This is a genomic window from Microbacterium oryzae (assembly GCF_030406385.1).
Classification (GTDB): Bacteria; Actinomycetota; Actinomycetes; order Actinomycetales; family Microbacteriaceae; genus Microbacterium; species Microbacterium oryzae_A.
This window is the reverse complement of record NZ_JAUEPM010000004.1, coordinates 219,159-241,934: the sequence shown is the minus strand read 5'-3', so window position 1 is coordinate 241,934 and position 22,776 is coordinate 219,159. Positions and strand designations below refer to the sequence as shown.

Genomic DNA, 22,776 nt, shown 5'->3' with positions numbered 1-22,776 from the left:
AAACCGGGCCCGGGGTTGGCGCGGTCAGCTCGCAGGCAGGCGCTCGAGAAGCCGCGCGGGCTCGCGGAGCATCGCTCGTGCGGCGGCGGTGCGGCGGAGGTACTCGACCGTGCGCTTCATGACGTCCGCGGTGCGCCGGCTGTAGCCGACGACGTGATGCGAGCCGACCTCCCAGTCGTGCTCGACGCCCGGCACCCGCACGGTGACGTAGAAGGGGCGCACCTCGGGCGGATCGATGATGCTGACGAAGACGCCGGAGAGCAGCGGCATCACCACATCCCCGAGGGCGGGCACCGGCCACCCGGTCGTCGGAACGTCCAGCTCGATGCTGCGCACCTCGCTCCACGCCGCGGACTCGCTCTCGCGGCCATCCTTCACGTAGCTGAGGCGGTCCGGGCGCAGCAGCACGTGGGTTCCGCGGGCATCCCCGAGGGCGAGGCCCTGGCCATTCAGCGGGGTCATGCCGGCGCGGCGCCGTCGGTTCGTCACCCCACGATCATCGCGGATGGCTCAGGCCGGATCGTCGGGAGCGATGCCGAGCCCGTCGAGGTGCGCCTGGCTGTCGTCGACGGACTCGGCCGACGCCTCGTCGGCGCCGTTCGACGCCTCCTCCTGATCACTCGGCTGACCGTCGTGGCTCGTGAGGGACTTGCTGTGGTCGTCCTTGTCGTTGTGGCTCATGCCCCCATCCGATCGCGGACGGCGCGTGCCGTCACGGCCCTTGACAGGGCCGCCGCCTGCCCTGCCGATCGGCCTTTCCGCACCGTGCCGTTGCGGTGCGGACTCAGGCGTGTCCGTTCGCGGCGTCGCCGAAGTCGTCGGGCGACGGCTGCTCTCCGGCTTCGTCGGCCTCGAGGTCGGGCAGGAGCTCCGCGGCGTTCTCGTCCGTGTGCCGTGGCTGAGGAAGGCTGTCGCTGTGATCCTGATCGCTCATGTCTTCATCCGACCGGAGCAAGCGGTTGCGGTCACGGGCCTTGACAGCGACCTCTGATCGTCGCCCACGGACGTCGCCCGCAAGTGGCAGCTCAGTGAACGGGCGGAGAGCGCCCCTTCTACGCTGGAGAGCGTGTGCGGCGAGACCAGCGAGGCCGAGGCCATCCGCGAGCGGGAGGCCGCACGCGTCGTCCTCCTCGACGACGAGGACCGCGTGCTGCTGATCGAGGGGCACGACCCTGCCCGACCGGCGCACGGCTGGTACTGGTTCACCATCGGCGGCGGGCTCGACCGGGGCGAGACGGCGATCGAGGCGGCCATCCGCGAGACGCGGGAGGAGACCGGACTAACGCTCACGCGCGAGCAGCTGGGCCCGATCATCCACGAGGACGCGGTGGAGTTCGTGTTCGAGCAGGAGACCATCCGACAGCGGCAGGCGTTCTTCATCGTGCGCGTCGCCCCGTTCGAGCCCGACCGCGCCGGATGGCTGAGCCACGAGACCCGGACGCAGCGCGGCATGAGGTGGTGGTCGCTCAGCGAGCTGCGGGCGACGGCCGCGACGGTCTACCCGGACGACCTTGCCGATCTCGTGGAGCGCTGGCTCCCAGGCTTCGAGAGTCCTGAATCAACCGCCCGCCCTGAGCGCTCGTCGATGTAGTCCCGGCGCTGGCCCGGGCCCGGCACTGCCCCTACCCTGGCGGCATGAGGCCCCGCGACCAGGAGCAGGGGCGCGGTGATGTGACCGCGCTGGAGCGGCTCGTCACGTTCGGCGACGCGGTGGTGGCGATCGCGATCACGCTCATCGTCCTGCCCATGGTCGAGCAGGCGATCGAGGCCGAGAGCGCGGCGCGCTTCTTCGCCGCGAACGCCCTGTCACTCCTCACGGCGGCGCTGAGCTTCGTCGTCGTCGCGGTGATCTGGCATGCGCACCACCGGCTCTTCGCCCGCGCGAGCGGGTACACGCCGGCGGTCATCCGGTTGGAGCTGCTCTGGCTCGCCACCATCGTGTTCCTGCCCGTCGCCACCGCGCTCGACGTGCTCGGCGAAGCGGATGATCCGCTCGCGCTCGGGGTGTACATCGGCACGATCCTCCTCAGCAGCCTCCTCGTGCGGGTGCAGGCGCTGCTGCTCGAGCGCTCCGGACTCGTCGCCATGCGGGTGGTGGGCTTCTGGGACCGCTGGCTCGGGGCCCTCCTCATGGCGCTCGCCCTCGTGCTCGCGGTGCTCTTTCCGACCGTCGGGGCGTTCTGGCTGCTGCTCCTGCTGCTCGAGGGCCCGCTGCTGCGGCTCATCCGTCCGCGCGAGGGCTGAACTCGGACGCGGCGTCGCCGCGCCGGACGCGGGTCGCCGCGCGCCGGTCGCCGGTCGCCGCGCCGGACCGAAACCGCGTCGTCGCTCGCGCCGTGCGCGGTCGCTCCGGCACTGCGCGCGGGGCACGCGGTCTCGGAGCGATGACGCGGTGCGGGTGAGCGACCGAGCGGTGCGGGAGCGATGACGCTGGCTCGCGGAGCCACCGCACGCCGCCCACCGCCCCGGCGCCCGCGGGCGATTCTGTTGCGCGCACGTTACATCTGCGTCATCCGGCGTGACGTTCTCGTTTCCCCGCCCTCCTGACGCGACGCGAAGCGGTAGAAAGAGTGCAGTTGTACATTGCACTCTCGTATTGCTCGCTGCTAGTGTCCCGATCATGCGATGGGGCACAAGGAAGGTAGGACCGACGCTGTGACTACGAACATGAGGAAGGCGGCGCTCGCGCTGGGTGTCGCGGGCGCGCTGCTTCTGACGGGCTGCGCCGGAGGTGGCGGCGGCGAAGAGTCGGCCGCGAACCAGGAGACCACCGGGCCGCAGTCCGGTGGCACCGTGCACATGCTGCAGAACGCGGACTTCTCGTACCTCGACCCGGCTCGCGGCTGGGACGGCGGCGTCAACGCGTTCTACCGCCTGCTGTACCGCGGGCTGACGATGCAGGCGGCGGGCGATGCGGAGGACCCGAACGCGATCGTCCCCGACATGGCCACCGGGCTCGGCGAGGCCTCGGAAGACGGCCTGACGTGGACCTACACGCTGAAGGACGGGCTGAAGTTCGACAACGGCGACCCGATCACCTCCGCCGAGGTGAAGTTCGGCATCTCGCGCGCCTGGGACCCCGACATCGGCATCGGCTCGCCGTACCTCAAGATGGTCATCGACGCTCCCGACGACTACCAGGGCCCGTACCTCTCGGGCGACCTCCCGACGATCGAGACGCCCGACGAGAAGACGATCGTCTTCCACCTCAAGGCGCCGTTCCCCGAGTTCGACAACGTCCTCGCCCAGGCCAACGCCGTCCCGTTCCCCGAGGGCACCGGCGCGGGCGACGAGTTCATCAACGACGTCATCGCCTCGGGCCCCTACACGCTCGACAGCTACACGCCGGGCAGCTCCATCCACCTCGTGCGCAACGAGAACTGGGACCCGGACACCGACGACGTCCGCGAGGCCTACCCCGACGAGTGGGAGTTCGAGATCGGCATCGACCCCGCCACCATCGACGAGCGCATGATCGCCGGCCAGGGCACCGACGCCAACGCGATCGCCTCCAAGATCAGCGGCTCGTCGCTCCCGCGTCTGCAGACGCCCGAGCTGCAGGAGCGCACCATCTCGGCAGACGCGTACTGCACGACCTACATGTCGATGAACACCACGAAGGAGCCCTTCGACGACGTCAAGGTGCGCCAGGCCGTGAACTGGGCGATCGACCGTGCCACGGTGCAGAACGCGTCTGGCGGCAACCAGCTCGCCGATATCGCGACCACGATCATCCCGCCGGCCGTCACCGGCCACCAGGAGTTCGACCTGTACCCGAGCGAGGGCAACGCCGGCGACCCCGAGAAGGCGCAGGAGCTGCTCGCCGAAGCGGGCCTCGAAGACGGCTTCGAGTTCACGCTCGACATCCGCAACCAGCCCACCGCGCAGGCGCAGGCCGAGGCCATCCAGCAGTCGCTCGAGAAGATCGGCGTGACGGTCAACCTCAACGTCATCGACACCTCGATCTACTACGAGACGATCGCCACCCCGGCGCAGCAGAACGAGGCGGCCATCACCGGATGGTGCCCGGACTGGGCCTCGAGCGCGAGCACGTTCATCCCGCCGCTCTTCGACGGGCGCAACATCGTCGACCGCGGCAACCAGAACCTCGCGCAGCTGAACGACCCGGAGGTCAACCAGCGCATCGACGAGATCCGCGCGATGGAGGACCCGCAGGAGGCTGCGACCGCGTGGGGTGAGCTCGACGAGCAGATCATGGAGCTCTCGCCGATCGCGCCGCTCGTGCTCGAGAAGGGCATCTTCCTCCCCGGCGAGAACATCACCGGGTACTACCCCAGCACCAACATGACGGATCTGACGATCGTCGGGCTGAAGGACCCCTCGAAGGGCTGAGATGACCGTCACCTCGACCGGAATCGAGGCTGAGACCCCGGCCGTCGGCGACCCCGCGCACATGCGCGAGGAGTCGCCGACGGCCCCGGGCCGTCGCCTGCTCCGCGCCTTCGCCACCGATGTGCCCGCCGTGCTGTCCACCGGCTACATCGTCCTCATGGTCCTCGCGGCCATCCTCGCCCCGCTCATCGTCGCGGTCAGCGGATGGGGGCCGTACGCGTTCGACCAGTCGGCGATCGACCCGAACATGGGCGCCATCCCCCTCGGCCCCCTGGGCGGAATCAGCGCGCAGCACTGGTTCGGCGTGGAGCCCGGCAGCGGCCGGGACATCTTCGCGCGCATCGTCTACGGCGCCCGCGTCTCGCTGACCGTCGCCCTGAGCGCCACCGCCCTCACCACCCTGCTCGGTGTGGTGTTCGGACTCCTCGCCGGCTACTTCGGCGGCTTCGTCGACACCGTCATCTCGCGCGTCATGGAGTTCCTGATGGCGTTCCCCGCCCTCATCTTCATGATCGCCATCCTGTCGGCCCTGCCCGCCGACAACCGGGTGCTGCTGCTCGTGCTCGTCATCTCGCTGTTCGGATGGCCGTACCTCGCGCGCATCGTCCGGTCGCAGACGCTCTCGCTCAAGGAGCGCGAGTTCGTCGAGTCGGCGAAGGCCTCCGGCGCGAGCCACGCGCAGATCATCTTCCGGGAGATCCTCCCGAACCTGCAGTCGACCATCATCGTGATGGCGACCCTGGCCGTCCCCGGCTATGTCGGCACCGAGGCGGGGCTGTCGTTCCTCGGCGTCGGCGTTGTGCCGCCCACCCCGAGCTGGGGTCAGATGATCGCGGCGGCCGCCCCCTGGTACGCGGTCGACCCGATGTACTTCATCATCCCGGGCGTCTTCCTGTTCCTGCTCGTGCTGTCGTTCACGACGCTCGGCGACCGGGTGCGCGTCATCGTCGGCAGCGGAGAGGTGCGCGCGTGACCCGTCTGATCATCTCGCGTCTGCTCGGGATGGCCCTGGTGCTGTTCCTGGTGACGCTGTTCACCTACGTCATCTTCTTCGTGCTGTCGCCGGATCCGGCCGTGCAGATCTGCGGCAAGAACTGCACACCCGATCGCATCGACCAGATCCGCACGAGCCTCGGCCTCGACGAGCCGTTCTGGACGCAGTTCTTCACCTACGTCGGCGGGCTCTTCGCCGGCCGCACCTTCGTCATCGCCGGCGCCGACGTCGCCTGCTCCGCGCCGTGCCTGGGCTACTCCTTCCAGACCAGCCAGCTCGTCGGCGACATGATCGTGCAGCGGCTGCCGATCTCCGCGACGATCGCCATCGGCGCCGCGGTGCTGTGGGTGCTCGGCGGTGTGACCTCGGGCGTGCTGAGCGCGGTGAAGGAGGGGCGCTTCCTCGACCGCTTCTTCGCCGGACTCACCCTCGGCTCGATGTCGGTGCCGAACTACGTCCTCGCGCTGGCGCTGCAGTTCGTCCTCGTCGTCGCGCTCGGCTGGCTGCCGTTCCCGCAGGCGGTGCCGTTCAGCCAGGACCCGGGCCGCTGGTTCCTCAACTTCCTCATGCCGTGGATCGTGCTCGCGATCGGATACGCCGCGGTCTACACGCGCCTCACGCGCGCCAACGTCATCGAGACGATGCAGGAGAACTTCGTGCGCACCGCGCGGGCGAAGGGCCTGGCGCCGAGCCTCGTCTGGCGCCGCCACGCGCTGCGCCCCGCGCTCACCCCGATCGTGACGATCTTCGGGATGGACCTCGCCGGCCTCCTCGGCGGCGCGGTCATCACCGAGACGGTCTTCGGTCTCAACGGCGTGGGAAAGCTCACCGCCGACTCGATCTCGAGCAACGACCAGCCCGTCATCATGGCGGTCACGCTGCTGTCGGCGTTCTTCGTGATCATCGGCAACCTCGTCGTCGATCTGCTCTACTCCGCGATCGACCCGCGCGTCCGGACAGGAGCGAAGGCATGAACGGCCCGACCACGAACCAGGGCGCGCTTCTCACGGTCGACGACCTCACCGTCTCATTCGCCACAGCCAAGGGCCGCGCGGACGTCGTGAAGAACCTGAGCTTCTCGGTGCCGCGCGGCGGCGCCCTCGGCATCGTGGGCGAATCGGGATCGGGCAAGTCGATGACGAGCCTCGCCGTCATGGGCCTGCTGCCGAAGGGCGGCAGCGCCACCGGCCGCATCTCGTTCGACGGCCGGGAGCTCACCGCGCTTCCGGAGCGGGAGATGCGCGGCGTGCGGGGCGACCGGATCGCGATGATCTTCCAGGACCCGCTGTCGTCGCTCAACCCGTACTACAAGGTCGGCACGCAGATCGTCGAGGCGTACCTCTCCCACCGCAGCGGCGTGTCCCGGCGCGAAGCGCGACGTGTCGCCATCGAGGCGCTCGAGCGCGTGCACATCCGCGATGCCGCCCAGCGCATCGACCACTACCCGCACCAGTTCTCGGGAGGCATGCGCCAGCGCATCATGATCGCCATGGCGTTGAGCATGGAGCCCGACCTCATCATCGCCGACGAGCCGACCACCGCGCTCGACGTCACGGTGCAGGCTCAGATCCTCGACCTCCTCTCGGAGATCCGGCAGGACACCGGCGCGAGCCTCATCCTCATCACGCACGACCTCGCTGTCGTGAGCGAGGTCACCGACGACATCGTCGTCATGCGCGAGGGCGCGGTGGTCGAGCAGGGGACGACCGAGCAGGTCTTCAGCGATCCGCAGGCCGACTACACGCGCCGGCTGCTGGATGCCGTGCCGCGCATCGACGACGAGATCGGGACGCTGCGGACCACGGCCATCCCGACCGCGACAGGAGGAACCCGATGAGCGCCGCTCCGATGTCGACCGACACTCCGCTGTGCCGTGCCACGGGGCTCGTGAAGGACTTCGCGACCGGGCGGGCATCGGTGCTCGGCAAGAAGAAGACGTTCCGCGCCGTCGACGAGGTCTCGCTCGAGATCCGCCGCGGCGAGACGATGGCGCTCGTGGGGGAGTCGGGGTCCGGCAAGTCGACGACCGCCCGCCTCGTCGCGCGCCTCATGGACGTCGACGCCGGCACCGTCGAGTTCGAGGGGCAGGACGTCACGGCGCTCAGCGGGCGGGCGCTCCACGACTTCCGCGGGAAGGTGCAGGTCATCTTCCAGGACCCGTTCTCGTCGCTGAACCCCCGGCACTCCGTCGAGCGCCTCGTGACGGCGCCCCTCGTCTACCAGGGACGGAAGATCCCCGGCGGGGCCCGCGCGTTCACCCGCTCCCTCATGGAGCGCGTCGGGCTGAACCCCGACTTCTCCGACCGCCTCCCCTCGCAGTTCTCCGGCGGTCAGGCGCAGCGCATCGGCATCGCCCGGGCGCTGGCCGTCGGCCCGAAGCTCGTCATCTGCGACGAGGCGGTCTCGGCGCTCGACGTGTCGGTGCAGGCGCAGGTCATCAACCTGCTGCGCGACCTGCAGGCCGACGAGGGGTTCGGCTACCTGTTCATCGCGCACGACCTCGCCGTCGTCCGGCAGATCGCCACGCGCGTCGCCGTGATGAGTCAGGGGCGGATCGTCGAGACCGGCGAGCGCGACGAGATCTTCGAAGCGCCCCAGCACGAGTACACGCGCACGCTGCTCTCCGCGGTGCCGCGGATCAACCCCGAGTGGGACCGTCGGCGCCGCGAGGCGGAGCGGCGACGCGAGGAGAGCCTGCACGCCGCGGAGGGGGCACGATGACGACGACCTACATGCTGCGCGGGATGCGCGTGCGCGAGCAGCGCGTGACCGTGCCGCTCGACTGGGCGGAGCCGGGCGGCGAGAGCATCGAGCTGCTCGTCCGCGAGCTCGTCGACCCCGAGCGCGATCGCCCGGAGACGCCCCTGCTGACCTACCTGCAGGGCGGGCCGGGCGGCGCGAACCCGCGCCCTGTCGCGCGCGACGGCTGGATCGCGGAGGCGCTCGACACCTACCGCGTCGTCCTCGTCGACCAGCGCGGCACCGGCGGATCGACGCCGCTCGACGCGCGTGTCGTCGCCGAGCGAGGGGATGGCCGTGCCGGCGCGGACTTCCTCGCCCACTTCCGCGCGGACTCGATCGTGCGCGACCTCGAGCACGTGCGCCACGCCCTCTACGGCGGTCGGCGCTGGGCGGCGCTCGCGCAGAGCTACGGCGGCTGGATCACCCTGACGTATCTGTCCTTCGCGCCCGAGGGCCTGGCGGCGAGCTACGTCTGCGGGGGCGTGCCCGGCACGCCGCCGCGAGCGAGCGAGGTCTACCGGCGCACGTTCGACCGCGTCGCGACGAAGACCGCCGAGCTGTACCGGCGCTATCCCGACGACGTCGAGCGCGTGGCGGAGATCGCCGACGCGCTCGCCGCGGGCGACGTGCTGCTGCCCGACGGCGACGTCCTCACCATCCGCCGCTTCCAGGCCCTCGGCATCGACATGGGCATGAAGCCCGGACACGAGCGCCTGCACTGGCTCATCGAGAAGGCGTTCGTGCGCCCCGGCCGGTTCTCCGAGGCGTTCCTGCAGGACGTCCTGACGCTCAGCTCGACGGCGGGCAACCCGCTGTTCTGGACGCTGCAGGAGACCCTGTACGGCGACCCCGACAGCGGCGCCACCGGCTGGGCCGCGCAGGCGGAGCGCGACCGCCGCCCGGCCTTCGACGAGGACCGGCGCCCGCTGCTCTTCACGGGCGAGATGGCCTTCCCGTGGATGTTCGACGAGATCCGCGTGCTGCGCGGATTCGCGCCGGCGGTGCACGAGCTCGCGGCACGCACAGACTGGAGCCCCCTCTACGACCTCGATCGGCTCGCGGCGAACGAGGTTCCGGTCGCCGCCGCCGTGTACTTCGACGACATGTACGTCGACGCGGGGCTGCAGCTCGACACCCTCGGCCGGCTCGGCAACGCCGGCTGGTGGGTCACCAACGAATACGAACACGACGGCATCGGCTCGGGGCGCACCTTCACGCGCCTGCGGGAGATCGTCCGCGACCGCGGAGGAGAGACAGCATGACCGAGACGACCTCGCGCCCGCCGTACGCGGGAACGCGCTACCCGCGCCTGGCGGACATCCCCGCCTTCACGCAGTGGATCGGCGGCGGATGGGCCGACGTCCAGACCCGTCCCGACCTCCCCGTCGGCGCGGCCGCCGCGAGCGCCGCCCACCGCGATCGCCTGAGCGCCGCGCTCCCGGGGCAGAGCCTCGTCGTCGCCGCCGGCACCGCGCCCATCCGCAACGACGACGCGGCCTACGGCTTCCGCGCCGACAGCAGCTTCGTGTGGCTCACCTCCTGCCAGGTCGAGGACGCCGTGCTCGTGATGTGGGCCCGCGACGGCGGGCACGACGCCGTGCTCTACATGCCGCCGCCCTTCCGACCGGGCGACGCCGGATTCTTCTCGAACGCCCTGCACGGCGAGCTCTGGGTCGGGCCGTCGGCGGGGCTTCCCGAGTGGGCGGATGCCCTCGGCATCGAGGTGCGCCCGCTCGCGGAGCTCGGCACCGCGACCTCTCGCCTCGACGGCGCCCTGGTCGCGCGCTCCGCCGTCGCCGTCGTCCCCGGGGCGGAGGCCTCGGACGAGCTCGAGCGCACGCTGTCGAACCTGCGGATGGTCAAGGACGCGTGGGAGATCGGGCAGCTGCGCGAGGCCATCGACGCCACCGTCAGCGGCTTCGGCGCGACGGTCGCGGAGATCCCGCGCGCGATCGCCGAGGGCCTCGGCGAGCGCTGGCTGCAGGGCACGTTCGACCGTCACGCCCGCACCCTCGGCAACGGACCGGGCTACTCCACCATCGTCGGCTCGGGAGCGCACGCGCCGATCCTGCACTGGGTGCGCTGCGACGGGCCGGTGCACGACGACGCGCTCCTCCTGCTCGACATGGGCGTCGAGGCGCGCTCGCTCTACACCGCCGACGTGACCCGCACCTTCCCCGCAGACGGCACGTTCGATGCCACGCAGCGAGAGGTGCACGACCTCGTGGAGAAGGCCCATCGCGCCGGCCTCGCCCAGATCCGGCCCGGTACGCCCTACCTCGACTTCCACTTCGCGGCGATGGAGGTCATCGCGACGGGCCTCCACGACTGGGGTCTGCTGCCGGTCTCCGTCGACGAGGCGCTGTCACCGCAGGGCCAGCAGCACCGCCGGTACCTCGCGTGCGGCATCGGCCACCACCTCGGGCTCGACGTTCACGACTGCAGTCAGGCGCACTACGAGGACTACATGGGCGCCGACCTCGCGCCGGGCGTCGTCATGACGGTGGAGCCGGGGCTCTACTTCCACGCGCACGACCTCACCCTGCCGCCGGAGCTGCGGGGCATCGGCGTGCGCCTGGAGGACGACATCCTCGTCACCGAGACCGGTTCCGAGGTCCTCTCCGACGCCCTCCCCATCGACGCCGCCGGCATCGAGCGCTGGGTCGGCGAGCGGATGGCCCCACGGTGACGGGTGCCGCGCCGCGCCTCGAGCCGTTCCCGCTCGGCGACGTCGCCCTCGGCGAGGGCAGCGTCTACCTCCGTGCGCGCGACGCCATGCTCGAGCTCGCACGCGCGTACCCGGTCGACCGCCTGCTCGCGGTGTTCCGCGCGAATGCGGGCCTCGACACCTTCGGGGCCGAGCCGCCCGGGGCCTGGGAGGGCTTCGGCCATCCGAACGAGGAGGCCTGGGGCGAGGACGACTACCCGGGGAAGGACCGCGCGCAGACCGCGAACCTGCTGCGGGGGCACTACGCCGGCCACTTCCTGTCGATGCTGGCGCTGGCCGCTGCGAGCGAGCGCGACGAGGCGCTGCGCGCGAAGGTCGACGAGATGGTCGACGGGCTCGGCGAGGTGCAGGAGGCGCTCGCCGCGACCGGCCGCTTCTCCCACCCCGGCTTCCTCGCCGCCTACGGCGAGTGGCAGTTCGCGCGACTGGAGCACTTCGCCCCGTACGGCGAGATCTGGGCTCCGTACTACACGTGCCACAAGATCATGGCCGGGCTGCTCGACGCGTACGAGCTCGTCGGCAGCGAGCGCGCGCTGGAGATCGTCGTCGCCATGGGACGCTGGGTCGCCCAGCGGCTCGGCCGACTCGACCACGACCGCATCCAGCGGATGTGGTCGCTGTACATCGCGGGCGAGTACGGCGGGATGAACGAGACGCTCGCGCGGCTCAGCCGCGTCGCCGGCATCCCGGAGTTCCTCGACACCGCGCGGCTGTTCGACATGGACCGGCTCATCGACGCGGGAGCTGCGGGCACCGACATCCTCACCGGGATGCACGCCAACCAGCACCTGCCGCAGCTCATCGGATACGTCCGCGAGTACGAGGTCACCGGCGAGCGCCGATACCTCGACGCCGTGATCGGCCTGTGGGAGCAGATCGTCCCCGGACGCATCTTCGCTCATGGCGGCACCGGCGAGAGCGAGCTCTGGGGACCGCCGCAGACGGTTGCGGGGCACATCGGACGCCGGAACGCCGAGACCTGCGCGACGTACAACCTCCTGAAGATCGCGCGGCTGCTCTTCCAGCACACCGAGGATCCGCGGTACATGGCCTACTACGAGCGCGCGTCGCTCAACCACGTGCTGGCGTCGCGGCGGGCAGTCCGCTCCACGACGAGCCCCGAGGTCGCCTACATGTTCCCGGTCGACCCCGGCGCGCTGCCCGAGTTCGACAACGTCGGCACGTGCTGCGGCGGGACGGGCCTGGAGAACCATGTGAAGCACCAGGACACGGTCTTCTTCCGCGCGGCCGACGGCGGTCCTGAGCTGTGGGTCAACCTCCTCGTGCCGGCCCGTCTCTCGTGGGGGGAACAGGCCGTCGACGTCGTCCTCGACAGCGGCCATCCCTGGAGCGGGCGCACGGCGCTGCGCGTCGAGCCGGAGGCGGATGCCGTCGAGCTCACGCTCCACGTGCGCATCCCCGCCTGGGCGTCCGGCCCCGCCACGCTGCGTGTGGGCGACGAGGTGCGCGCCGGTGAGCCGGGAGCGTACGTCGCCATCGCCCGTCGGTGGAGCCGCGGCGAGGTCGTCGAGATCGACGTGCCGATGACCCTGCAGGCGGAGGGCGCCATCGACGACCCGGCCCTCCGCAGCGTGCACCTCGGGCCGAGCGTGCTCGTCGCCCGTGACGACGCGACGACCACGCGCGAGCTGCCGCTCGACGGCCTGCGCCGGCTCGACGGCACCCTCCTCGACGACCACGCCTTCGAGAGCAGTGCCGCCGCAGACGCGGGCGCGCGACTGCAGACGGATGGCCACGTCGCGATCTCGGGAATGCGCTTCGAGCCCGTCTGGACCGGTTCCGATGCGCGCTACCACGTGTACGTGCGCGCGCGAGCGGCCGAGATCGCCTTCGCCGGCACCGCGACGGATGTTCCCGCGCGCGTGCGCGCGGACGGGCGGACGCTTCTCGACGACGTCTGGTCGGAGCCCCTCCCGCGCACGCGGCACGAGTTCCTCGACCGGGTGCTGGAGAGCGCTCTCGCCGCGCGACGCGACGGGCTGCTCACGCGGGCCGAACTCGAGCGGGTGCTCACCGCCGCCGGTGCCGCCGACATCGGTGGGACGGGCGCGGGCTGGAGTTCGCGCGTCACCGCCGCGGACGGCGAGGCGGCGCGATGGGAGAGCAGCGAGGCCGGCGATGTCGTCTGGGCGCTGCCGAGCGGCCTCGACGACGTCCCGCTCCCCCCGCACGTGACGATCGAGACCGGCACGCCTCCCGGCGGCTCGGGCTGGTTCACGGCGGCGCCGGTCGTCACGGTCGCGGCCATCGATGTATCGGAGGGCGAGCAGGGCGAGCCCCTCGTCGAGGTGCGGATCGGCGAGGAGCCGTGGCGCGTCTACGACGGCCCCGTGCCGGTCGACGCCGAGGGCGTCGTCCGCGTGGCGGCGCGCGCGACGAGCGCGGCGGGGCTCACCGGGTACGCCACGCGTGAGCTGGCCGTGGACACCGCGGCTCCCGCCGTCGAGGCGCGGGTGCGCTCGCTCGGCGCGAGCGTGGAGATCACCCTCATCGCGCAGGACGACACCTCCGGGGTGGAGCGGATCCAGTGGGGCGGTGAGGGCACGTTCTGGGCGACGTTCCAGGAGGCGTTCGTCCGCACGCTCGGCGATCGGGAGCAGATCATCGAGTTCTCCGCCACGGATCGCGCGGGGAACGAGGGCGCGCGCCAGCAGCTGGTGCTTCCCGCCCTCGAATCCGCGGAGACAGCGTGATGTCGTCATAGACAAGCACGCATCGCTCCTACTAGCATTGCAATTGTACTCATCCGATGACGCGCGTTGAGCGTCCGCCAGAAAGACGACTATGACTGAGAAGAAGCCCTGGCACGGCGTCAACCTCGCCACCACCCTCCCGTTCCACGAAGACCTCTCCGTCGCCTACGACGCGTACGCCGAGCACGTCCGCTTCACGACCGCCAACGGCGTCACCGGGATCATCCCCAACGGCTCGCTCGGCGAATACCAGACCCTCACCGAGGACGAGCGCAAGCAGGTCTTCCTGACCGCCGTCGAGGCGGCCCCCGAGGGCGTCGCCGTCATCCCGGGTGTCGGCGCGTACGGTGCGCTCGAGAGCGTGCGCCTCACCGAGCACGCCGCGGAGAACGGCGCTCCCGCTGTCATGCTCCTTCCCCCGAACGCGTATCGCGCGAGCGATGACGAGGTCGTCGAGCACTTCCGCCGCGTCGCTGCGGTGGGCCTTCCGGTCCTCGCCTACAACAACCCCATCGACACCAAGGTGGACCTGCGCCCCGACCTGCTCGCGCGCATGTTCGACGAGGGCCTCATCGTCTCCGTCAAGGAGTTCTCGGGCGACGTCCGCCACGCGTACGAGATCCGCGAGCTCGCTCCCGGCCTCGACATCTCGATAGGCTCCGACGACGTCGTGCTCGAGCTCGGCATCAACGGCGCCGTCGGCTGGGTCGCCGGCTACCCGAACGCGATCCCGGCCGCGACCGTCGAGCTGTACGACCTCTCGACCTCGAACGACCCCGCGAAGTGGGCGCGCGCGCACGAGATCTACCGCGACCTGCACCCGCTGCTGCGCTGGGACTCGAAGACGTGGTTCGTCCAGGCCATCAAGCTCTCGCAGCAGGTCGCCGGCGTCGCGCCGGTGGGGATCACCACGCGCCCGCCGCGCCTGCCGCTTCCGGAGGCCATCCGCGACCAGATCATCGCCGACACCGAGGCCGTCCTGGCCAAGGGATACCGTTGATCCGCTGATCGGAGAGGGAAGACCGTGCGAACGAGGCATCTGTACCACGCCGTGGACTCGCACACGGAGGGCATGCCCACCCGTGTGATCGTCGGGGGAGTCGGCACGCTTCCCGGCGCGACGATGGAGGAGCGCCGACTCTGGTTCATGGCGAACCGGGATGACCTCCGCACGCTGCTCATGACCGAGCCGCGCGGGCACAGTGCGATGAGCGGTGCGATCCTCCAGCCGCCCACCCGCCCCGACGCCGACTACGGCGTGCTCTACATCGAGGTGTCCGGCTGCCTGCCGATGTGCGGGCACGGGACGATCGGCGTGGCGACCGTGCTCGTCGAGACGGGCATGGTCGCCGTCGAGGAGCCGGTCACGACCATCCGCCTCGACACCCCGGCCGGGCTCGTCATCGCCGAGGTGGCCGTCACGGACGGGCACGCGGATCGCGTGACCATCCGCAACGTGCCGTCGTTCGTGGTGGGGCTCGACCGCTCGGTCGAGGTGCCCGGCTACGGCACCGTCGGGTACGACCTCGCCTTCGGGGGGAACTTCTACGCGATCGTCAAGCTCGACTCCCTCGGACTCCCGTTCGACCGCGCGCACAAGGACGACCTGCTGCAGGCGGGGCTCGCGATCATGGCGGCCGTGGAGGCCGCCGACGCGCCCGTCCACCCGGTCGACCCGTCCATCCGCGGGTGCCACCACGTGTACCTGGAGGCTCCGGGGTCGACGCCGCAGCACTCGCGGCACGCGATGGCGATCTATCCGGGATGGTTCGACCGCTCTCCCTGCGGAACGGGGACGAGCGCGCGGATGGCGCAGCTGCACGCGCGGGGCGAGCTCGCGCTGGGAGCGGACTTCGTCAACGAGTCCTTCATCGGCACGTCCTTCACCGGCCGGCTCGTCGAGGAGACGACGGTCGCGGGAGTCCCGGCGGTCATCCCGACGGTCACCGGCCGCGCCTGGGTGACCGGCACCGCCCAGTACATGCTCGACCCGAGCGACCCGTTCCCGCAGGGTTTCGTGCTGTGAGCGTTCCGGTCATCGATGCCGCGGCGATCGCGTCCGCCCTCACCCGGGCGGACGCGGTGGCGGCGATCGAGGAGGCGCTGCGGGCGGGGCAGGACGTCGAGGCCGACACCCCGCGTCTGTTCCGGCAGCTGGGCGCGGGGGAGTTCCTCCTCATGCCGGCCGAGTCGTCCGCCCATGCCGGCGTGAAGGTCGCCACGGTCGCTCCCGGCAACCCCGCTCGCGGGCTGCCGAAGATCCACGCCTGGTACCTCCTCTTCGATGCGCAGACGCTGCAGCCGGCCGCGCTCCTCGAAGGGACCTACCTCACCATCCTCCGCACGCCCGCGGTGACGGCCGCGGCCATCCGGGCTCTGCTGCGCGCGGACTCGTCGGGCGCCCGCGACGGCATCGACCGCCTCCTCGTGATGGGGACGGGGCCGCAGGCCGAGGCCCACGTGCGCACACTCGCCGACATCCTCCCCGTCGGCCGCGTCGACGTGGTCGGGCGGAACGCCGAGCGCGCGGCCGCCCTCGCCGACCGACTCGCCGCCGACGGCATGGAGGCCCGTCCGGGCTCGCGCGAGGCCGCGCGGGAAGCGGACGTCATCGTGACGGCGACCTCGTCGTCCGCGCCGGTCCTCGATCTCGACGATGTCGCGCCCGACGCCGTCGTCGCCGCCATCGGCGCCCATGGCCCCGACCACCGCGAGCTGGGCGCCGACCTCGTGCGCGGCGCCGACCTGGTCGTCGAGGCACGCGCGTCGGCCTTCCGTGAGAGCGGCAATCTCCTGCAGGCCCGCTCCGTCGATGGCTGGAAAGCCGGACTGCAGCACGTCGCCAACCTGCGCGAGCTCGTCGGCGATGGCATCGAGCGCCGGCCGGGACGCCCGGCGGTGTACGCGGGCGTGGGCATGTCCTGGGAGGATCTCGCCATCGCCGAGAAGATCATGAGGAGGCTCGCACCGCACCGGTCGGGCCACTCGGAGGAAGGGGCATCGTGACCACACCCGCGACGCGCAACGTCGTCCGGCTGCAGAAGCAGCCGAGCATCCGGGAGACGGTGAAGAAGGCGCTCCGCTCCGCGATCATCAGCGGCGAGATGCAGCCGGGGCAGGTCTACTCCGGCCCGAGCCTCGCCGAGCAGTTCGGCGTCTCGGCGACCCCGATCCGCGAGGCGATGCTCGACCTCGTGCGCGAGGGTCTGGTGGTGGCGATGCCCAACCGCGGCTTCCAGGTGACGGAGGTCGCCGAGAAGGACCTCATCGAAGTGACCCAGATCCGCCTCCTCCTCGAGCCGCCGGCCGTCGAGATCGCCACGCCGCTCATCCCCGCCGGCGCTCTCCCCGAGCTCCGCGAGCAGTGCGATGCCATCCTCCGTCACGCGGAAGAGGGCGACCTCGTCAGCTACCTCTCTGCGGACAGCGACTTCCACCTCGCGCTGCTGCAGCACGCCGGCAACGACCGTCTGACCGAGCTCGTGGCGTCGCTGCGCTCGCAGACGCGCCTGTTCGGGCTGTCGACGCTCTTCCGTCAGGGGCGCCTCTCCGCGTCCGCACGCGAGCACCACGCCATGGTCGACGCCATCGAGCAGGGCGACGCGGCGCTGGCGCGCGACCTCGTGCACGCTCACATCCAGCACGTCCTCACGGACTGGTCCGACCCCGCCGCCGGCGAGGCCGCGAGCGCGTCGTGATCCGCGCCGCCAAGCCCGCCGACCTCGTCATCATCGGCGCGGGCATCATGGGCGCGGCCACCGCCTGCTTCGCGGCGGCGGCGGGGCTCAGCGTCGTCGTCGTGGAGCGAGGCTCCATCGCGTCGGGAACCAGCAGCCGCTGCGAGGGGAATCTCCTCGTCTCCGACAAGGAGCTCGGCCCCGAGCTCGAGCTCGCCCGATACGCGCAGAACGTGTGGCGCGAGGACCTCGCCGAGCACGCCGCGGCGTGGGAGTTCGAGTCCAAGGGCGGCATCATCGTCGCAGAGAACGACGCCAGTGCCACCGCGCTCACGGCGGTCGCCGAGCACCAGCGCGGCCTCGGCATCGAGGTCGAGCTGCTGCCGGACATCGCCGACGTGCGGCGGCTCGAGCCCTACATCAACCCGGCGCTCGCGGGCGGCGCGTTCTACCCGGAGGACGCTCAGGTGCAGCCGGTCCTCGCCACGCACCACCTCCTGAAGCTCGCCCGCGAGAACGGCGCGCGGGTCCTCACCCGCACCCCCGTGCTCGCGATCGAGACCGCGGGTGGCCGTGTCTCCGGCGTGCGGACGCCCGACGGCGTCATCGGCGCGGGCGCCGTGATCAACTGCGCGGGCGCCTGGGCGAGCGACGTCGCCGCACTGGCGGATCTGGATCTCCCCGTGCTGCCGCGCCGGGGCTTCGTGCTGGTCACCGAGCCCGTCCCCGTGACCATCCACCACAAGGTGTACTCCGCGGGCTACGTCGGCGACGTGGCGAGCTCGGATGCCGGCCTGCAGGTCTCGCCCGTCGTCGAAGGCACCCCGAGCGGGACCATCCTGCTCGGTGCGAGCCGCGAGCGCGTCGGCTTCGACGAGCGGTTCTCGATGGACGCCGTCTCGCGCATCGCGCGGGCGGGGATCGGCCTCTTCCCCGCGCTCGCGGACCTCCGGCTGCTGCGCACCTACTCGGGCTTCCGCCCCTACTGCCCCGACCACCTGCCCGTCATCGGGCCGGACGCGCGCCTCCCCGGTCTGTGGCACTCGGCCGGCCAGGAGGGCGCCGGGATCGGGCTGTCCGTCGGGATCGCGAAGCTCCTCACGCAGGCGCTCCGGGGCGAGGAGACCGACCTCGACCTCGCGCCGTTCCGACCCGAACGCTTCGAAGGGAAGCTCGCCGCATGACCGAAGACGCACCCGCCGGGGCGACGCTGACCTTCGACGGCCGCCCGATTCCGTTCCGCCCGGGGCAGACGGTCGGCGCCGCCCTCATGGCGCAGGGCATCGCGTCGTGGCGGACGACGCGGCGCGAGCGCACGGAGCGCGGGCTGTTCTGCGGGATCGGCGTGTGCTTCGACTGCCTCGTCACCGTCGACGGCCAGCGCGTGCAGCGCGCCTGCGTGACGCCTGCCCGCGACGGGCAGGACGTGCGCAGCGAGCACCCGGATGCCGCACTGCCGATCCCGGAGGAGCAGGCATGATCTCGACGACGACCGCCGACCTCGTCGTCGTCGGCGCGGGGCCGGCCGGCCTCTCCGCGGCCGTGGCGGCCGCCGAGCTCGGCCTGCGGGTCACGCTCGTCGACGCGGGAGCGCAGACCGGCGGACAGTACTGGCGCCATCCCGACGAGCGGCACCGCGACGGCTTCGACCGGCCGGAGTCGACCGGCCATCACCACTGGGACCGCTTCACCGATCTGCGTGCCCGCCTCGCCGCCGCGATCCGGGATGGCCGGATCCGGCACGTCGCGGAGCGGCAGGTGTGGCGCGTGGACGCGCCGGCCGACGAGGACCTCGTGCTGCACACCACGGCCGCCGTCGGCGCGGACGCGTGGGGCCCCGAGGAGCGGGCGGTGCGCGGCCGGCGGCTGCTCATCGCGACCGGTGCCTACGACCGGCAGCTTCCCGTTCCGGGATGGACGCTGCCCGGCGTCATGGCGGCCGGCGGCGTGCAGGCCCTCCTCAAGGCTCACCAGGTGACGGCCGGACGCCGAGCGGTCGTCGCGGGCACCGGACCTTTCCTGCTGTCCGTGGCGGCCGGCCTCGCCGAAGCCGGCGTCGAGGTGGTCGCCGTCTGCGATGCGAACGCCCTCTCCCGGTGGGCCGCGACGCCGCTGCGCGCGGTGCAGGAGCCGGGGAAGCTGCTCGAGGGCGTCGGCTACGCCGCCACCTTCCTGCGCCACCGCATTCCACTGCGCACGCGGACGGTCGTGAGCGAGGTGCACGGCGGGTCCCGCGTCTCCGGAGTGGTGCTGCAGCGCGTGGACGCGCGCGGCCGCACGATCGCCGGCAGCGAGCGGCCCCTCGACGTCGACCTCGTCGCCTTCGGCTGGGGCTTCACGCCGCAACTCGAACTCGCCGTCGGGATGGGGCTCCGCACCCGCGTCGACGTGGACGAGTCGCTCATCGTCGACGTCGACGGCGACCTGCGCACGTCCGACCCCCGCGTCTTCGCCGCCGGCGAGGCCACCGGCATCGGCGGGGCCATCCAGTCGTGCGCCGAGGGCGAGCTCGCCGCGCGGGCGATCGCCGCTGACCTTGGTCGCGGCGAGGCCGCACGCGAGGTGACGCGCCTGCGGCGCCGCATCGCCCGCGGGCGTCGGTTCGCGGTCGGGATGCATCGCGCGAGCCCCGCGCCCGCGGAGTGGTCGGGATGGCTGCGGCCGGACACCCTCGTCTGCCGGTGCGAGGAGGTGACGGTCGCCGAGGTGGCCGATACCGTCTCGTGCCTCGGCGCCGACGACTCCCGGGATGTGCGGGTGACTGCGCGACCCGGCATGGGATGGTGCCAGGGGCGCGTATGCGGCTTCGCCGTGTCGAAGCTCGTGAGCGAGCGCACCGGCATCCCCTCGACCGAACACGACCTGGAGCCCCTGGCCAAGCGGCCGGTGGGCGTGCCGATCCGCCTCGGCGAGATCGCCGATCTGATGGACAGCCCACACAAGGAGGACACCCGATGAGCATCGACAGCACCTCGGCCGAAGAGGTCGACACGATCGTCGCACGCGCCGCCGCGGCTTCCGCGACCTGGAAGCACACGGCGATCGCTGACCGCGTCCGCGCACTCACCGCGTCCGCCGACGCCCTCGACGCGCACGCGGACGAGCTCGTGGCGCTCGCTCAGCGCGAGACCCACCTCGCGGAGGGCCGCCTGCGCGGGGAGCTCAAGCGCACCACGTTCCAGCTGCGGCTGTTCGGCGAGGTGCTGGAGGAGGGCTCCTGGATCGATGCCCGCATCGATCACGCCGACCCGGAGTGGCCGATGGGCGCACCTCGCCCCGATCTGCGCCGCCAGTTGGAGCCGCTCGGCCCCGTGCTCGTCTTCGCCGCCAGCAACTTCCCCTTCGCGTTCTCCGTCGCCGGGGGTGACACCGCGAGCGCGTTCGCCGCGGGATGCGCGGTCGTCCTGAAGGCGCACCCGGGCCATCCCGAGCTCTCCGCGGCCACGACCCGGGTGCTGGTCGACGCCCTGCGCGCGGCCGACGCTCCCGAAGGTCTCTTCCAGACGATCTTCGGATCGGACGCGGGGGTGCGGGCGCTCCGTGCGCCGGCCATCAAGGCCGCGTCGTTCACCGGGTCCATCGCCGGCGGGCGAGCTCTGTTCGACATCGCCAACCAGCGCGATGAGCCCATCCCGTTCTACGGGGAGCTCGGCAGCGTGAATCCCGCCTTCGTCACCCGGCGCGCGGCCGACGCCGACGCGGAGTCGATCGCCGACGGCTTCCTCGCGTCGGTCATGGGCAGCGCGGGCCAGCTGTGCACGAAGCCCGGGGTCCTGCTGGCGCCCCACGGCTCGGCCGTGGTGGAGCGTCTCACGCAGGCCTCGGTGCCGGACGGCTCGCCGCTGCTCAACGACGCCATCGCCTCCGGCTTCTCGTCGTCGTTCGCCGACATCAGCGGACACGAGGGCGTGACCCCCCTCGTGTCGGGAGCAGGCGACCCTGCTCCGGCGCTGCTGCGCACCACCGCTGCCACCGTCCTCGCCGACGTCGACGGGCTGGTGTCGGAGATGTTCGGTCCCGCCGCGCTCGTGGTGACCTACGAGGACGAGGTCGAGATGCTCGAGATCGCCCGTCGCCTCGACGGGCAGCTGACGGCGACGATCGTCGCCCGGGAGGACGACGAGGCCGCCAGGTCACTGCTCCCGCTGCTCGCCGAGAAGGCGGGGCGCGTGCTGTGGAACCAGTGGCCCACCGGCGTCTCGGTGACCTGGGCTCAGCAGCACGGCGGACCGTACCCGGCCACCACGGCGGTCGGCACGACCTCGGTGGGGACGGCGGCGATCAGCCGCTTCCTGCGGCCGGTCGCCTACCAGAACGTCCCCGACGCCCTGCTTCCTCCGGCCCTGCAGGAGGCGAACCCGCTCGGTCTGCCGCGCCGCGTCGACGGCGTCGCGCAGCTCGGATGACGGAGAGGTACCTCAACTTCGCGAGCTTCGGTCCGCCGACGCAGCCGGTGCTCGCCGCGGCGCATCGGGTCGACGAGCGCGCGGCGGCGGGCGTGCCGGCGGCCGAGCTGCACCGGGAGGACGAGAGGGCGATCGCGGCGGTCTCGCGTGTCACCGGCTTCGCGGCGGACGGCATCGCGCTGATGCCCAACACCTCGACCGGACTCCTGCACACCGCCTTCGCCGTGCCGTCGGGACGCGTCCTGGTCTCGCGGGCGGAGTTCCCGGCGAACCTCTACCCCTGGTGGCGGGCGGCCGAGGCGGGCCGCCTCGAGGTGGAGGTCGTGGAGCCGGCCGCCCCCGAGCGGCCGATGTCTCCGGACGACGTCGCCGGCGCGCTGACCGCCGACACCGTCGCCGTGGCCGTGAGCGCGGTGAGCTTCCAGACGGGCTACCGGGTCGATCTCGGTGCCCTGCGGGAGGTCATCGGCGATCGTCTCCTCGTCGTCGACGCGATCCAGGCGATGGGCGTCGTGCAGCAGGACTGGCGTACGGCCGACGTCATCGCCGTCGGCGGCCAGAAGTGGCTGCGCGCAGGATGGGGGACGGGCTTCCTCGCCCTCTCGCCGCGCGCGCTGAGTCGCCTCGAGCCGCTCCTCACCGGATGGGTGGGGGTGGAGAATGCCGGGGTCTACTCCGGTGACGAGCACCGCCGCCGTGCCGACGCACGGGGATTCACCGTGACCAACGGCGCGCCCTCCGCGGCCGCGGCGCTGACGGCCGCGCTCGAGGGGATCGAGGACGAGGGCGTGGCCGAGGTCGCCCTGCGGGTGTCAGCCCGCGCGAGCCGCCTCACGGAGCGGCTGGCTTCGCACGGAGTGTCCGTCGTCTCGCCCGCGTCGGCTGCGGAGCGCGCCGGGATCGTCGTCGCCCGGTTCTCGGACGCTCCTCGCCTACACGCGGAGCTCGCGCTCGCCGGCGTGCAGACGACCCTCATCGGGGATGACCGCATCCGGTTCTCCCCGCACACGACGACCCCGTTCGAGGTCCTCGACGAGGTCGCGGCGCTGCTCGGGCGCTGAGGAGGCTCGGGCGCTGAGGAGGCCGGGCGCTCAGCCTGCCCGGGCTCAGCCTGCCCGGCGTTCAGGAGGAGAAACGCACTGGGGAGGACGAATGGAGGGAA

22 protein-coding genes are annotated in these 22,776 nt (G+C 71.8%); 19 read left to right on the top strand and 3 right to left on the bottom strand.

Annotated features, from left to right (window positions below):
- Positions 1–24: 24 nt before the first annotated feature.
- From QWJ90_RS08705 to QWJ90_RS08695, 3 genes are all read right to left on the bottom strand, one after another.
- A complete protein-coding gene (locus QWJ90_RS08705; protein ID WP_290107324.1) occupies positions 25–489 on the bottom strand; it encodes a hypothetical protein in 465 nt (154 codons plus the stop codon).
- Between the two features lie 21 nt (positions 490–510).
- Positions 511–681: a hypothetical protein gene (locus tag QWJ90_RS08700; RefSeq protein WP_290107323.1), complete on the bottom strand. Its 171-nt coding sequence runs from the start codon at positions 679–681 to the stop codon at positions 511–513.
- Positions 682–784: 103 nt separating this feature from the next.
- A complete protein-coding gene (locus QWJ90_RS08695; RefSeq protein ID WP_290107322.1) occupies positions 785–934 on the bottom strand; it encodes a hypothetical protein in 150 nt (49 codons plus the stop codon).
- Between the two features lie 132 nt (positions 935–1,066).
- On the opposite strand from QWJ90_RS08695, the gene QWJ90_RS08690 reads away from it, so the two are divergent.
- The 19 genes from QWJ90_RS08690 (at position 1,067) to QWJ90_RS08600 (ending at position 22,675) form a co-directional block, all read left to right on the top strand.
- Entirely contained in the window at positions 1,067–1,591 is a 525-nt protein-coding gene (locus QWJ90_RS08690; protein WP_290107321.1) for an NUDIX hydrolase, read from the top strand.
- A 44-nt stretch (positions 1,592–1,635) separates the two neighbouring features.
- Positions 1,636–2,244: a TMEM175 family protein gene (locus tag QWJ90_RS08685; RefSeq protein WP_290107320.1), complete on the top strand. Its 609-nt coding sequence runs from the start codon at positions 1,636–1,638 to the stop codon at positions 2,242–2,244.
- 411 nt (positions 2,245–2,655) lie between these two features.
- Positions 2,656–4,353: an ABC transporter substrate-binding protein gene (locus QWJ90_RS08680; RefSeq protein ID WP_290107319.1), complete on the top strand. Its 1,698-nt coding sequence runs from the start codon at positions 2,656–2,658 to the stop codon at positions 4,351–4,353.
- Between the two features lies 1 nt (position 4,354).
- Entirely contained in the window at positions 4,355–5,326 is a 972-nt protein-coding gene (locus tag QWJ90_RS08675) for an ABC transporter permease (RefSeq protein ID WP_290107317.1), read from the top strand.
- Complete coding sequence (locus QWJ90_RS08670; RefSeq protein ID WP_290107316.1) at positions 5,323–6,321, top strand: ABC transporter permease; 999 nt, start codon at positions 5,323–5,325, stop codon at positions 6,319–6,321. The genes QWJ90_RS08675 and QWJ90_RS08670 overlap by 4 nt, the downstream gene beginning before the upstream one ends.
- Complete coding sequence (locus QWJ90_RS08665; RefSeq protein ID WP_290107315.1) at positions 6,318–7,184, top strand: ABC transporter ATP-binding protein; 867 nt, start codon at positions 6,318–6,320, stop codon at positions 7,182–7,184. Before QWJ90_RS08670 ends, QWJ90_RS08665 begins: the two co-directional genes overlap by 4 nt.
- Positions 7,181–8,068: an ATP-binding cassette domain-containing protein gene (locus QWJ90_RS08660; RefSeq protein WP_290107314.1), complete on the top strand. Its 888-nt coding sequence runs from the start codon at positions 7,181–7,183 to the stop codon at positions 8,066–8,068. Before QWJ90_RS08665 ends, QWJ90_RS08660 begins: the two co-directional genes overlap by 4 nt.
- Positions 8,065–9,351, top strand: a complete 1,287-nt coding sequence (locus QWJ90_RS08655) for an alpha/beta fold hydrolase (protein ID WP_290107313.1) — start codon at positions 8,065–8,067, stop codon at positions 9,349–9,351. Before QWJ90_RS08660 ends, QWJ90_RS08655 begins: the two co-directional genes overlap by 4 nt.
- Positions 9,348–10,778: an aminopeptidase P family protein gene (locus tag QWJ90_RS08650; RefSeq protein WP_290107312.1), complete on the top strand. Its 1,431-nt coding sequence runs from the start codon at positions 9,348–9,350 to the stop codon at positions 10,776–10,778. The genes QWJ90_RS08655 and QWJ90_RS08650 overlap by 4 nt, the downstream gene beginning before the upstream one ends.
- Positions 10,775–13,531: a glycoside hydrolase family 127 protein gene (locus QWJ90_RS08645; RefSeq protein ID WP_290107311.1), complete on the top strand. Its 2,757-nt coding sequence runs from the start codon at positions 10,775–10,777 to the stop codon at positions 13,529–13,531. Before QWJ90_RS08650 ends, QWJ90_RS08645 begins: the two co-directional genes overlap by 4 nt.
- A gap of 91 nt (positions 13,532–13,622) precedes the next feature.
- On the top strand, positions 13,623–14,531 hold the full coding sequence (locus QWJ90_RS08640) for a dihydrodipicolinate synthase family protein (RefSeq protein ID WP_290107310.1): 909 nt from the start codon (positions 13,623–13,625) through the stop codon (positions 14,529–14,531).
- Between the two features lie 24 nt (positions 14,532–14,555).
- A complete protein-coding gene (locus QWJ90_RS08635) occupies positions 14,556–15,557 on the top strand; it encodes a proline racemase family protein (protein ID WP_290107309.1) in 1,002 nt (333 codons plus the stop codon).
- Positions 15,554–16,537, top strand: a complete 984-nt coding sequence (locus QWJ90_RS08630; protein ID WP_290107308.1) for an ornithine cyclodeaminase family protein — start codon at positions 15,554–15,556, stop codon at positions 16,535–16,537. The genes QWJ90_RS08635 and QWJ90_RS08630 overlap by 4 nt, the downstream gene beginning before the upstream one ends.
- A complete protein-coding gene (locus QWJ90_RS08625) occupies positions 16,534–17,229 on the top strand; it encodes a GntR family transcriptional regulator (protein WP_290107307.1) in 696 nt (231 codons plus the stop codon). Before QWJ90_RS08630 ends, QWJ90_RS08625 begins: the two co-directional genes overlap by 4 nt.
- Positions 17,226–18,392, top strand: a complete 1,167-nt coding sequence (locus tag QWJ90_RS08620) for an NAD(P)/FAD-dependent oxidoreductase (protein ID WP_290107306.1) — start codon at positions 17,226–17,228, stop codon at positions 18,390–18,392. The genes QWJ90_RS08625 and QWJ90_RS08620 overlap by 4 nt, the downstream gene beginning before the upstream one ends.
- Positions 18,389–18,688: a (2Fe-2S)-binding protein gene (locus QWJ90_RS08615; protein WP_290107305.1), complete on the top strand. Its 300-nt coding sequence runs from the start codon at positions 18,389–18,391 to the stop codon at positions 18,686–18,688. Before QWJ90_RS08620 ends, QWJ90_RS08615 begins: the two co-directional genes overlap by 4 nt.
- Positions 18,685–20,166 (top strand): NAD(P)/FAD-dependent oxidoreductase, encoded by a 1,482-nt coding sequence (locus QWJ90_RS08610; protein WP_290107304.1) that lies wholly within the window; start codon positions 18,685–18,687, stop codon positions 20,164–20,166. The genes QWJ90_RS08615 and QWJ90_RS08610 overlap by 4 nt, the downstream gene beginning before the upstream one ends.
- Positions 20,163–21,614 carry an aldehyde dehydrogenase (NADP(+)) gene (locus tag QWJ90_RS08605; RefSeq protein ID WP_290107302.1) on the top strand — a complete coding sequence of 484 codons (1,452 nt, stop codon included), beginning with the start codon at positions 20,163–20,165 and terminating at the stop codon, positions 21,612–21,614. Before QWJ90_RS08610 ends, QWJ90_RS08605 begins: the two co-directional genes overlap by 4 nt.
- Positions 21,611–22,675, top strand: a complete 1,065-nt coding sequence (locus tag QWJ90_RS08600; protein ID WP_290107301.1) for an aminotransferase class V-fold PLP-dependent enzyme — start codon at positions 21,611–21,613, stop codon at positions 22,673–22,675. Before QWJ90_RS08605 ends, QWJ90_RS08600 begins: the two co-directional genes overlap by 4 nt.
- Positions 22,676–22,776 lie beyond the last annotated feature (101 nt).